Source organism: Marinomonas sp. ABL3_031 (assembly GCF_056161265.1).
Genome location: NZ_JBSWYU010000001.1, coordinates 480,716 through 493,912, shown reverse-complemented (window position 1 = coordinate 493,912; position 13,197 = coordinate 480,716). Strand labels below are relative to the sequence as shown.

The 13,197-nt window shown below is 43.3% G+C and carries 11 protein-coding genes and 1 pseudogene; 1 reads left to right on the top strand and 11 read right to left on the bottom strand.

Going from position 1 to position 13,197, the window contains the following annotated elements; translation table 11 throughout:
* A pseudogene (locus ACXAH2_RS02405) lies at positions 1 to 502 on the top strand (IS5 family transposase); the annotation flags it as partial.
* 162 nt (positions 503 to 664) lie between these two features.
* Here ACXAH2_RS02405 and ACXAH2_RS02400 read toward each other — a convergent pair.
* The 11 genes from ACXAH2_RS02400 to flgC all read right to left on the bottom strand — a co-directional run bounded on the left by ACXAH2_RS02400 (position 665) and on the right by flgC (position 13,197).
* Positions 665 to 2,206, bottom strand: coding sequence for an HD-GYP domain-containing protein (locus ACXAH2_RS02400; protein ID WP_475076369.1), 1,542 nt, complete (start codon positions 2,204 to 2,206; stop codon positions 665 to 667).
* A gap of 23 nt (positions 2,207 to 2,229) precedes the next feature.
* Entirely contained in the window at positions 2,230 to 3,531 is a 1,302-nt protein-coding gene (gene flgL / locus ACXAH2_RS02395; protein ID WP_475076367.1) for a flagellar hook-associated protein FlgL, read from the bottom strand.
* A 4-nt stretch (positions 3,532 to 3,535) separates the two neighbouring features.
* Positions 3,536 to 5,512: a flagellar hook-associated protein FlgK gene (gene flgK / locus ACXAH2_RS02390; protein ID WP_475076366.1), complete on the bottom strand. Its 1,977-nt coding sequence runs from the start codon at positions 5,510 to 5,512 to the stop codon at positions 3,536 to 3,538.
* A gap of 110 nt (positions 5,513 to 5,622) precedes the next feature.
* Positions 5,623 to 6,597 carry a flagellar assembly peptidoglycan hydrolase FlgJ gene (flgJ, locus tag ACXAH2_RS02385; RefSeq protein ID WP_475076364.1) on the bottom strand — a complete coding sequence of 325 codons (975 nt, stop codon included), beginning with the start codon at positions 6,595 to 6,597 and terminating at the stop codon, positions 5,623 to 5,625.
* 2 nt (positions 6,598 to 6,599) lie between these two features.
* The gene (locus ACXAH2_RS02380; protein WP_475076362.1) at positions 6,600 to 7,688 is read right to left on the bottom strand and encodes a flagellar basal body P-ring protein FlgI; all 1,089 of its coding nucleotides are present in this window, start codon (positions 7,686 to 7,688) and stop codon (positions 6,600 to 6,602) included.
* Positions 7,689 to 7,750: 62 nt separating this feature from the next.
* A complete protein-coding gene (locus ACXAH2_RS02375) occupies positions 7,751 to 8,602 on the bottom strand; it encodes a flagellar basal body L-ring protein FlgH (protein WP_475076360.1) in 852 nt (283 codons plus the stop codon).
* A gap of 13 nt (positions 8,603 to 8,615) precedes the next feature.
* Positions 8,616 to 9,401: a flagellar basal-body rod protein FlgG gene (flgG, locus tag ACXAH2_RS02370; protein ID WP_475076358.1), complete on the bottom strand. Its 786-nt coding sequence runs from the start codon at positions 9,399 to 9,401 to the stop codon at positions 8,616 to 8,618.
* Positions 9,402 to 9,450: 49 nt separating this feature from the next.
* Positions 9,451 to 10,194, bottom strand: a complete 744-nt coding sequence (gene flgF / locus ACXAH2_RS02365) for a flagellar basal-body rod protein FlgF (RefSeq protein ID WP_475076356.1) — start codon at positions 10,192 to 10,194, stop codon at positions 9,451 to 9,453.
* A gap of 128 nt (positions 10,195 to 10,322) precedes the next feature.
* Positions 10,323 to 12,020, bottom strand: a complete 1,698-nt coding sequence (locus ACXAH2_RS02360; RefSeq protein WP_475076354.1) for a flagellar hook-basal body complex protein — start codon at positions 12,018 to 12,020, stop codon at positions 10,323 to 10,325.
* A gap of 12 nt (positions 12,021 to 12,032) precedes the next feature.
* Positions 12,033 to 12,737, bottom strand: a complete 705-nt coding sequence (locus ACXAH2_RS02355; protein ID WP_475076352.1) for a flagellar hook assembly protein FlgD — start codon at positions 12,735 to 12,737, stop codon at positions 12,033 to 12,035.
* A 10-nt stretch (positions 12,738 to 12,747) separates the two neighbouring features.
* On the bottom strand, positions 12,748 to 13,197 hold the full coding sequence (gene flgC / locus ACXAH2_RS02350; RefSeq protein WP_475076350.1) for a flagellar basal body rod protein FlgC: 450 nt from the start codon (positions 13,195 to 13,197) through the stop codon (positions 12,748 to 12,750).

The window sequence follows — 13,197 nt, the reverse complement described above, 5'->3', positions numbered from 1 at the left end:
CAAATCACGTGATCCAGAAATGCATCAAACCAAGAAAGGAAATCAATGGTTCTTCGGACTTAAAGCGCATATTGGGGTCGATGCTAAACGTGGCTTGGTGCACAGTTTTACCACATCCGAGAATGAGCATGACCTAGATCAAATCAACGAGCTCATACATGGCGATGAGACGTTTGTTTCTGCCGACTCAGGCTACTGTGGTGTAGAAAAACGTGAGGAAACCAAAGATAAGAAGTTAGACTGGTTGATTGCAGAGATGCCAAGCAAGGTGCGGGCATGAAAGAAACCTCCCCGAATTAATAAAAAGCCTATCAATACTGAGTACATAAAAGCCAGCATCAGAGCAAAAGTAGAGCATCCGTTTCGGATACTGAAGTGCCAGTTTGGCTTCCGTAAAGTGATCTATAAAGGTTTATCAAAAAATGATAACAAGCTCGCGGTGTTGTTTGCACTGGGAAATTTGCTACGAGTGGATCAGATGATCAGGTCTGCACGGGGTTAATCCGTTTTGATGACGGCAGTTGGAGCTTTAAAGACTCCAACTAGGGGATAAGACACACTAAAAACCGAGGTTTTAAGTAAATTAAAGAGCGAATCAGGCCAGCTGCGACTTAGTGCTAATAATCGGACTTAATCGCACGTTCCTTAGGGAAGAGTGTAAAATTTATGAAATGTGATTAATGAACTGCAAACCGTAATCTTGTGGGTCCACTCCCTCTTCAATCACTACATCGGATTTCAGATTGGCAGATTTGTTCAGTTCAATATCGGTTGCTTCAATAAAGGCTTTGCTGGTGATACTGTATACTTGACGAACTAGGTTAGGCTGAAACGCTTTATTCAAAGTAAGAACAAAACCAATTCGACCATTAGATAAAGACACGCAAGAACCCACAGGAACTTGACCGATACTTTTCAGAAATACCTTAATGAGCTCTTTATCAAATGCCAAGCCAGCTTCGCGTTCAAGTTTAGCACAGGCTTTAATCGGCCCTATTGAAGGTTTATGAGCTTGCTCCGAAGTAATGGCATCATACGCATCAATGATAGCGGCAATCTTACCGTAAACGGAAATTTCTTGGCCCTGTTTGCCTTCTGGATAACCTGAGCCGTCCACTTTTTCATGATGGTCATATAGCATTTGGAACACAGCTTTGGGAACAGCCTCACACTTTTGCAGAATTTGCTCACCAAATTGAATGTGCTTACGAAACAGATCAAACTCACCATCCGTCATTTTGGTGGTCTTTGCCATCATTGCTGCGGGCAATCGAAAACGCCCTAGATCAAATAACAATGCACCTAAGGAAATCACTTCCACATAAGCATTATTTAACTGCATCGCCTTAGCAAAATGAATACCTAACACAGCCATACCAATAGCATGCTGCTCTAAATAAGTATCAGCATCTTTTATATGTCGTAACGCCATGACAGCAAAATTATTGCGAGTATGGGAATCAATCAAGCGTCGACAAAACTTCTTCAACACCTCAACATCTAATTGCTGCCCACGTCTAAAATTTTCTACCTGTTGTGCAAGCAGCTCATGACCATCACGGAAAATTTTTAGCCCCGTGACCACCTCATCATCAAAGTTGGTAGGAATGAAACGTGTATCTTTAGGTGCCTTCTTCATTAAAGCGGCGCGAGCTTTTTGCTCAGCGGCCATCTCTTCAGTCAATTTCGCTTCGCCGTCAGCACCTTCCATATTGTTATTCATACGCGCTTTATAAGACAAAACTTGTTCACGCGTTTGTTCATTCAGTTCTTGACGGAAATAACGAAACAAGCTTTGTCCACGGGCATGTTTGGATCTTAGATCTTTTGTGGTTAAACCTGGATTGAGTTTTTTTAAGCTGCGTACTGATCGCCCAGCCACCAAAGACATACATAAAATCAAAAAGCGTTCTTGGGCATCGTACAAACGTTCACGACGACTACTCAGTAAAGTTCCATCATTAAAATAAGGATCATAAGGTAAGAAGGCTTCATCCAATGTAGAGCGAAGTACATCGAAAGTCACTTGACGCATTGCGATGCCGACAATACGATCTTTTTTACCATGCATACCAATAAGGCTTTTAATGCGTTTGCTACCGAGGACTTGCGACTTAATTTTCATGATGTCGAGAATTTCTTCAACATCAAAGTAACCAACATTAATATCAGCCCCAAAACATGACTCTATTTTAAATGCTGACATTGCTCAGCTTGCACTCCGCATGATTACATTTTATTAAATAACGATAGATTACTGACACGTGAAAATACTTTTTGCGAGGCATCCAATGCAGCTTCTTTCATTGACAATTGCGTTGCAGCATCGCCCATGTCTAACTCACCTTCACGGTGTTGTGCTATCGCATTATTCAGACGATTAGCTGAACTGAAATCTTCCCTATCGCTGATAACATTCAATCTCGCACCAATTTCAGAACGACTATCACCAATTCTTTGCTGCGCTTCATTAATACTGTAAGTCGCACTAAAGAAAGCTTCTTCTCGTTGCTCATGTGTCGAGTTCACATCCGTTAATACAGCAAGTGAATCCTTGATTTGATTCAACACATTATCTTTCTTAGGTCTGTTTAGAGTAATATCAACACTCGCCTCTGGCGCGCCCTCTAATATAAAAGACATACCTGCAAATACAATCGGCTTGCCAATGGAGTAGTGACCAGAATCTATCACTTCCCCTTGGCTATTCATAATCGCATATTCTGCTTGTTTTCCAGTATAAAATTGATAATCATCCTCGGCAACATTTGCATTGCGATAATCAAGGTCGTCACCCGCACTCGCATCATCAATCTCAGGATAAGAGGTAATCAGCTGATACTTATTCAAATGAGGCAATTCAGGGTCATAATTTTTATCCATAAAGCTATCAAAATCAGCCTGATCCTGAACCTTATCTGTTAACAGCACATTGCCAGATGTTAATTTTGAGGTAAAGGTTGAGTTGGTCCAAATATCTTGAAACAAGGACTTACCAGAATTCGTAACCGGAATTCTTAAGTCTTCCGATATTTGAGCGTATTTTTGTCCTTCATTACCTGACCAATGATAGCGCCCATCACTGCCCAGCATATAAGCAGGGCTGAGAGAATCCGTACCAGCAAAAATATAACTACCATCAGCACTTCGAGAGTTCATGAGGTCCGCCATAGACTCAGTAATCAAAGATATTTCGTGGACTATGGCGTTGATATCTTCTTGAGTATTGATATCATTTTGAGCTTGAATGAATAACGTTCGAGCTGAATCCAAATAATCATTCAAGCCTTCCATTGCGACTTCTTGATACTCCAAGTTCCCCTTTGCCATTTTGATCGCGTCGTCATACTGATGCAAAGTACGGTTCTTACCCTCGTACAACAAAATTTGACTCGCTCCGACAGGGTCATCACTGGGCTTAATTATGTTTGTTTGAGCAGAAATTTTTCTTTGTATATCAAGTACTTTATCATTTCCCTGACTGATCGATTTACTTGCTTGATCAAAGATCAAATTATTCGTTACTCGCATAACATTACCTCATAATACCAAGCAAGGTTTCAAACGTGGTTCGAGCGGCTGTTACTACTTGCGCAGACGCGGAATAAGATTGCTGATATTTTAATAAATTAACAGCCTCTTCATCCAAACTAACCGCGGAAAGTCTATCGCGACGCGCAACACTTTCCTCCATAACGATTCTAGTGGCATCAGCATGTCCCTCTACTTCCGCAGTTTTACTACCAACGTATGAGATATAACCTGAAAACGCTTTCATTAGCGTCGCCTTACCAGCAACCAAATCTTTAGTTTGCAAGGCTGCAAGAGCAAGACCATTAAAGTTATCCGATACCCCCAAATTCTCTGTAGATATGGTGAATTCGTCCCCACGTTTTGGTTTCGAAGAAACAGATACGTCAAAACCAGCCTCCTCTGCCAACCCTGCCTGCTCAAGCAACTTAGTATACTGAGTCACATTTTTCACCGAGGCAATCTCAACACCCGATGCGTCTCTGACCACATAAGAACTTGGTGAGGTAAAATAAATTTGATGGGGAGCGCTTGGGTAAAGGCTGCCATCAGCTGCAAAGGCCGAAGAAATTGGGTTTGTATTGGTGACAGCGCTGAGCGAAATCCGAGCATCAGACAAATTATTAGAACTTGTGTTTACTGCTAAAGGTGCCCCCAACGCCAGTGCCTCACCATTCTTAGCGAACATGCTTAAGTTTAATGCCGCCCCTTCAGTTGGCGTAAAACGAAATATATCATCATAATCAATGTTATCAATATCTGATAAACGCAAATCCAGACCAAGTTCGGCAATGTTAAAATAGCCGTTACTGTCTTTAGGTAAATTTTCTAAGTCCAATGTAATAGGCTGACCAATATATTTACCGTTCATGTCGATTGTTTTAATAACAAAATAATCATCATCTGTTCGAGTCAACTCAAACGTGTCCATGGACACTTTACTGGATTGCCCATCGGCAACCTTGACCGAAATATTGTCCGCTTTCTCAAGGTTATCTATTGAAGAGTAGACCTTAATTTCACCTAAGGTAAATAAGTTTTGACCGAGCTGTCCGTTAGCATCAACGCCCTTTTTGTTTTGCGTATTCATGGCATCTGCCATTGAAATGGCATGTTGACCCAATGTTCTATCAGAGTAGGTACTAAATTCAGTACGATAGTCGATCAAACCACCAAGGCTACCACCTAAGTTTTCGGTCTTTAATCCAACTTCATAATCCCCAAAGTTAACCATCAAATCGACTTTTTTCGGATCAAGAGCATTAGGACGAACAACCAATTCCGTTGTATTTTTATCCATCACGAGAGGCTGTCCATTCGCTAGTTGAACCGACATTAACCCATCATCATTATATTGGATTCTAACATCTAAATACTCGGATAATTTTTTTGCTAATACTTCTTGCTGATCTCGTAATTCATTCGCAGGAGAAATAGAAAAACTCTCGTTTTTTAAGATGGCCTTATTTAAATTTGATATTTCTGATGTGATGGCGTTTAGGTCATCAAGCGAAGAACCTAACTGTTCATCAATCAAGCCTTCCTGATCACTGACAATACTGGACAGCACCTTATATTGTTGTACTAGATTTTCTAAACTGGAGTAAGTTAATGACCTTAAAGAGGCAGACGTTGGGTCATTATTCGCCGTCTGCAAAGCATCAAAAGCATTGTTAAGATAAGTATTCAAGGAAATACTATCTTCAGCCAATAAGCTATCTGAAGTAGAGATCATCGACAAATAAGCATCATAGTATGAATACTTAGAAGAATCTGTACGAACTTGTTGGCTAACAAAATTATCAACGAGACGAGAGGTATCTCGGATCACAACACCGCCTACAGGTGAACTCACTGTGTCAGTTCTTTGACGGCTGTAACCTTCGGTGTCCACATTGGTTGTGTTTTGTCCCGTAGTATTAATACGAGCATTGCTGGACATGAGTCCAGACAAACCAACGGAATATAAATTTGAGCCCATTGCTCACACCTCTAGCCTAAATAAAAAATCAAATTGCAGTAAAAAAATCCTACAATAGCTAGAGATAGCAAGAAGCTTACCAACTTAATAAAAAGCCATAAAAATTCTTTCTAAAGACGCTCAAACCATTGACTAGACAATATGTTATCAATCTTTTGAGCATATTGGGGATCGGTGGCATAGCCACCTGCTTGTAGGGAAGCGGCAAATTTTGACGCGTCGTCTCCAGCACCTAAGGCATCTTTATACCGCTCACTGGAACGCAAGAAATCAGCATAATCATTGAAGCTATGAGAAAAAGAATCGTAGGCACGAAAGGCCGCTTTTTCACGCTGTGCAACCCCATCACGAAATTCTAATGTACTCACCACAGCACGATCACCAGACCAACGGTTATCGGCTTTGATACCAAATAAATTAAAACTCGCCGTGCCATCCTCTTTAGCGATTGGATATTTTCCCCACCCCGTCTCCAAAGCAGCTTGCGCAAGGATAGCCTTAGGATTAACACCCAATTTTTGTGCTGCTTGCTGCGCATATGGCCACAAGGAGTCGACAAATTCTTGTGGCGAACGAAACACCACGGACAAAGCAGAGGGGTTATTTACCTGCTGGCTGTCGGACACTTCGTTCTCTTGTTGAATCGATTCGATGAATTCAGAAGATGCTCGCTTTGCAAGCGCTTGAATACGAACCATATCTTGCTTAGCAAGTTGGTTGAGAAACTCTGTGTCATCCGCAAGGGAGGAGTCTGGCAAACTGATACGATTCTGTTGCTGGGACTGATATTGACGAACCAAGGCATCAGCCAAACCAATGCCCCCTGACTTGGCCATACTTTGCGCCATCTGAGAGTCCATCATTTCCTGATACTGTTTCGTTTGAGTACTGGAAAACAAGCCGTCACCAATGGCTTCATTGGTGCTGCGCATATTCTTTAATAACATATTAATAAAAATCGACTCAAACTGCTGGGCAACCTCTTGCAACGCTGCATCTGGATCCTTCTTAGCTTTGGTTTTTAAATCCGTTAAAGAAGAAAAGTCAGCAAAGAAGTCCTGCTTAGATGGCACTGAGTTGATCATAATTAAATCACCACTAGATCGGCGTTAATGGCGCCCGCTTGCTTCAATCCTTCTAAGATCGCCATGACATCTCCCGGTGCTGCACCCACTTGATTGACAGCACGAACAATATCATTTAATGACGCGCCAGGATCAAACATAAACATATGCCCACTGTCCTCGGTAATATCAATTCCAGCTCGTGGAGAAACAATGGTTTCTCCTCCCGTCACCATTCCATCTTGCCCGACTTGCGGTGGTACTTCTGTAATGGTTACAGTAAGGCTACCATGCGTAATGGCGGCAGGAGAGACCTTGACATGCTGACCGATGATAATGGTACCGGTTCGCGAATTCACCACTATACGAGCCCGCTCTTCGGCCACATCCACTTCCAAGTTTTCCAATATCGATAAAAAAGTCACTCGTTGGCTAGGATCTCTTGGCGCAGATACTCGGATCGAAGTCGCATCAAGTGTCGTCGCCACACCCGCACCGAGTAAATCGTTAATTTTGTCAGAAACATGTTTAGCCGTCGTAAAATCGGGACGATTCAAATTAAATGTCAGCGTATCGCCACGGTTAAAACTGCTTGGCACGATACGCTCCACACTCGCACCATTGGGGATTCTCCCAACAGTAGGAACATTACCTGAAATACGAGAACCATCAGCACCGTTAGCACCCAAACCACCTACAACCACATTACCTTGAGCGATTGCATACACAGCGCCATCCGCCCCTTTCAATGTGGACAACAACAAAGTTCCGCCACTTAACGCACTGGCATTACCGATGGACGAAGCGGTCACATCAATTTTCTGACCAGGTTTAGCAAAGGCTGGTAAGGTAGCGGTAAGGGAAACGGCAGCCACATTCTGTGAAGTGGCGCTCACTCCTTCAGGCAAGGTAACGCCAAAACGAGACAACATACTAGCAAAACTTTGATTAGTGAATGGCGTACTGTCACCTGTACCATTTAAACCAATCACCAGACCATAACCAAATAGCTGGTTATCGCGCACCCCCTGCACACTAGCAATGTCTTTTAAGCGCTCAGCCTGAACAGAAACGGTCCAAAGGCACATGATCAACAATACAATACGTTTCATTCGTTCACCCATTTGAAGAAGACCTTGCTTCTTATTTTTCTCTGTCACTGTAGCTGGTTCTATTAATTAGGCATGTCTCTTGAGTTTAACAAACGACTCACCCAACCTTGTTCACTACCAGCAGCCACTTCACCCGTACCTGAGTAGGTGATTCTCGCATCCGCAACGCGCTGAGACTCAACGGTATTATTAGGCGAAATATCCTGCTTACGAACGAGACCGGAAAAACGAATATATTCATCTCCCTGATTCAAGCGTAACCACTTCTCACCACGCACTGCCAGCAAACCATTTGAATACGTTTTGTATACCGTTACCGTAATGGTTCCAGTTAAACTATTATTTTGGTTTGCTGACGCATTTCCGGAAAAATCTGTCCCCTGCTGCGGCAAGCTAGTATCCATTCTTAGCTCCTGACCAAGTACGGTTGGATTTTCAATGGTCGCAGAAGAAGATTTAGACACAGATGCCGCGTTCGCTTTTGAGGAAGTCGTGGTTTCATTTAGGTTGATGGTCAAAATATCACCCACTTTACTGGCCTTTTGATCACCAAAGAAAACATCCCCCATAGCCGTCTTATAAATGCCACCTGTTGGCGCCTGCGCCGATGCCATATCATTTGGGTAAATTGGCGTATAATACGGATCATCTTGCTGAATCGCTTCAACTATTTCTGGGCCATTCATCGGGTCATTAGGATCCGGTACAAAACCTTTTCTCGGCTCTTCAACGTCTCCTTCTTCCTCATCAGCTTCATTATTATCTGCAACAGCTTCAACCACGGCATCTGCCACAGCCCCAACCGCCCCAGCTGCTGCTGCATTCGCCACCGCTTGCTGATCAATATCCCAAGTCAAACAACCGGTAAGACAAGAGCTGAGTAAAGCCAGTAGAAAAAGTTTTATCTTCATCATTCAATACTCTTCATTATAACTGCTGAATCGCAAAGCTCATCATACCATCCGCTGAGGCAATGACTTTCGAATTCATCTCATAAGCTCGTTGAGTGGTAATCATATTTACCAACTCTTCGATAGAGTTCACGTTAGATGCCTCTAACATTCCTTGCCCTAGAGAACCAAGAGAGTCCTCGCCTGGCGCTGCCACAATTGGCGGACCACTAGCATTGGTTTCCGTAAAGAGGTTTTGCCCAACTGAGTTTAAACCTGTTGGATTAATAAAACCCGCGAGGTTAATTGTGCCAACTTCTTGAGGGTCTGTCTCACCACTCATTCTGACAGAAACCACGCCATCGTCCGCAACAATAATTTCCAATACATTAGGGTCAATTTGAATGCCTGGCTCCAACACCAAGCCCCCAGACGTAGCGATTTGTCCTTCACTGTTCAACTGAAAACTACCATCACGGGTATAAGCAATCGTACCGTCAGGCTGCACCACTTGGAAAAAGCCTTTCCCTTGAATCGCAATGTCTAACTGACGATCCGTCATATTATAATCACCGTTAGAGAAGTCTTTTTGTGTTGCACCAACCTTTACACCTGTCCCCAACTGCAAGCCTGAAGGGAGCTCAGCATTTTGTGCACTTAATCCACCTGGCGCACGTACCGTTTTGTACATCAGATCTTCGAATACCGCACGATCTTTTTTGAATGCAGTGGTAGAAACGTTCGCCAAATTGTTGGCTACCACGTTAAGCTGCTTGTCCATAGCACTTAAGCCGGTTTTACTTACCCATAATGCTGAATTCATAACTGTCTCTTTCTCTAATCTGTAAATCGATTTGTTAATCAAATATTATTTAAGCGGTACGCTGCAAAATACGCGCCGAAGCATTACCATTCTCACTAACTGTATCCATCATTTTGACATTCATTTCAAAACGTCTCGCCAAGTTCATAATGTGTGCCATCTCTTCAACCGCGTTTACATTACTACCTTCAACAAAGCCACTGACTAACTGAACATTAAGGTCGGACTCAAGAAACTCACCATTCTTGGTATGTATCAAACCGTCCTGACCTTTACGGATATTTTGACTGTCAGGGTTTACAAGCTTGATTTGATTGATCACCGCCACTTCATTAGCCGCACCACCTTGCGGAACGACAGATATAGAACCGTCTGCCATAATATTAATGTTATCTACTGGCGGAAGAAAAATTGGACCTCCAACACCGGCAACAGGCAAACCTCGTCCCGTTACCAATTGCCCTGCGGCATTAATTTGCAAGTCGCCAGCACGAGTATAAGCCTCTTGACCATTCTCATCATAAACAGCAATGAAGCCTTCCCCATTGATTGCTACATCCAGATTACGGTCTGTTTGGATCATGTCCCCTTGGGTATATCGCGTTGCTGGATTCTCCGTCATCGCATAAACACGGCTAGGGTAATAGTCCCCATAGACTTGCATAGCGCGGGCTTGCTCAAAATCCGAACGAAATCCAGTGGTATTCACGTTGGCTAGGTTATTGGCATGAATGGCTTGTGCATTCATGGTCTGCACACCGCCACTCATCGCCAAATATAATGCTTTATCCATTACCTGCTCCCATCAAAATTAGGCCATCTTACTAGCCCTCTTTCAAAAAGCGTACCAACTTATTAAAAACAAAAAAAACCGAAGCAGACATGCCGCTTCGGCCATTAAACTTCTCTCTCCAGAAATTTTTAACGTAGATTTATTATGGTTTGCGTAACAGTATTTTCTGTTTCTAATGTTTTACTGTTCGCTTGATAATTTCGCTGCGCTTCAATTAAAGAGACCAGCTCTGCCGTCAAATCAACGTTCGATTCCTCTAGCGCACCCCCTTGAATTTTACCCAAGGTTCCACTGTTTGGACGACCAATATCGGCAGGACCCGACCCTTTACTCGCTAACCATGAAGTATGACCTGTAGGCACCAAACCATCAGTACTGTCAAAAGTTGCCAAGGCGACCTGGCCAAGTGTTGCCGTTTGCTGGTTGGTATAACTGGCTATTAACAAGCCATCAGCATCAAAAGAAACCCCTTGTAACTCACCAGCTGAATAACCATCCTGTTCGAAAGTATCTGTATTCTCAAGGGCATATTGCGTAGACCCCACCATATCTATCGGAGTAATACGCGTGCGATTAGTTGGATCTAGACCAACAATTTCAAGACTGATGGGTTGAGTCACTTCAAATGGCGGTAAACCTCGGTATGCCCCCATCAAGTTCCCTGCATTATCAAAACGTACCGAGGTGTCCTCTTCAAGAAAACGAGTCTCCATTCCAGTAAGCGGATCTTCAAACGTTTCTTCGCCATCCATTGTCACTCTCATCTCATAGGTATTATCTTCACCCTGCTTAATGAAGTAATAACCAATGGTATGCGGTTCACCTAAAGAGTCATAAACCGTTCGAGTATTACCATAAGTGTAAGTATCTGGATCTAATGCATCAAATGCCTCACGAGCAACAGAACTTGGATTCCGCACATTCTCAACCGCCAATGTAGTTGTTAGCGCAGCGCCACCAAGCGTTCCCGTTATGGTGATTGGGGCTCTGGCTCCCGCCTCAATATCCGCCACACCAGGATTAGCTCCACCCAAATACAATAGTTCGAAAGGGGCTTCATTGGTGCCATCACCATTAAAATCCTTTCCACCCTCTGCAGAGTTGTAGGTGGCGTAGGTTTCTCCCAAGAAAGCAGCACCAGTATCATCGGTAAGATTGCCATCTACAGTAGCATGTACTCGATAGGTATTTGGCAACTCACTTTTTGCGTAGTAATAAGTCACAATGTGCGTATTACCATTGGCATCAGCCACACCTTGAGTTTGCGTATAATTAAAAGTATCAGGGTCCAACGGATCAAAATCCACCTTTATAAAGGGAGGGACATCTTCACTTTTAGAGTTAAGATTAATTTGGAGCTCCATTTCACTCGTTGGCTCAGGAGGGATCCTTTCCGTTGGGATTCTCAAATCATCCAAATTTCCGCCAACCACACCATCAACGGCATTAAAACCTTGCACATGACTGCCTGTATTAGTAACAAGAAAACCGTCTTCATCTAATTTAAAATTACCAGCTCGCGTATAAGATTGTGCTATCCCCGCATCCAATACAAAAAAGCCCGTTCCATCGACAGCCAAATCCAGATTGTTATCCGTATAGGAAAGGTTACCAGGCGAAAATTCTTGTGCCACTTTACTCACACTTACACCAGAGCCAATACTATTGCCGCTGCCCGCGCCCAGTACACTCGTATTGTATAAGTCATCAAATTCAATGCGTGATTTCTTAAAGCCAGTGGTATCGGCGTTGGCAATATTATTACCCGTAACACCCAAATAATCAGCCGAGGCTTTAATGCCAGACAGTGCAGTATTAAATCCCATAACGCTCTCCAGTTACCCTAAGATTTCTAGTTCTTTTGTTAATTTAACCTTGCCGTGGTTCTCCACGTTCAAGACGGTGCCATCTTCACCATTGATGGTGACACCCTGAATTCGAGTTGGTACACGTGTTGACATTGAGGATGTCTCTCCTTGCGCATCAGTGGAGGTAGCGACAAAGCGATACTCACCCGCTGGCAAAGGATTCCCCTCATCATCTAGCTTATTCCAGCTAAATTCCCCTGTGTCCATTGGTGCAGTTCTAACCAACTTATTATCCGCATCATAAATTTTAATGACGGCACTTTTCGACGATTCTGGTACAACAGCCTTCACCAACAAAGGATCTGGCCCGTCAGTCATTTTAGCCTTGCTGCCATCCATCAAAATTGACTTACCCACTAAGGTAGAGGCACTCAAGGCCTGATTAGAAGTTAATGATGTCGCCATAGTTTCCAATTGATCGGAAATACTGGTCAACCTTTCCAAAGAGCTAAACTGCGACATTTGTGCCACCATGTCATTTGCATCCTGAGGCGCAGTCGGGTCTTGTCCTTTTAACTGTTCAATGTATAACTTAAGAAATACATTTTGATCTGCCAAGGCTGCACTGTCCGGCTTTGCTTCAGGCTTTTCTATACCCGCTTTGGATTTCGCCGCATCAGTACCGTATTGCGAGATCAGACCACCCAAGCCATTTTTATCAGATATATTTGCCATCTATCTGCTCCTAGGACTGTCCAAGCGTGAGCATTTTTTGCATCATGCTTTTCGCTGAGTTCATAACATCTACATTCGTTTGAAAGGAACGTGACGCTGACATCATGTCAGCCATCTCTTCCATCGGATTAACGTTTGGATAAAACACATAACCTTCTTCATTCGCCATCGGATGATCTGGCTCATATCTTGGCTGCAACGGTGCATCAGACTCAACAATAGCATCAACCTTTACTCCAACGCCCGCTCCAGACTCATCTAACTTAGTAGATCCCCACCCCCGCTTGCGCATGGAGTCGTTCATCATTTGGGAGAAAACCGGCTTACGTGCACGATAAGTTTGATCCGCTGAACTGGCCGCACTGTCCACGTTTGCCATATTACTCGCGACTGTGTTCAGTCGCACTGTCTGGGCACTCATTGCCGAACCTGATATGGTAAAAATATTACTCAAAGACAT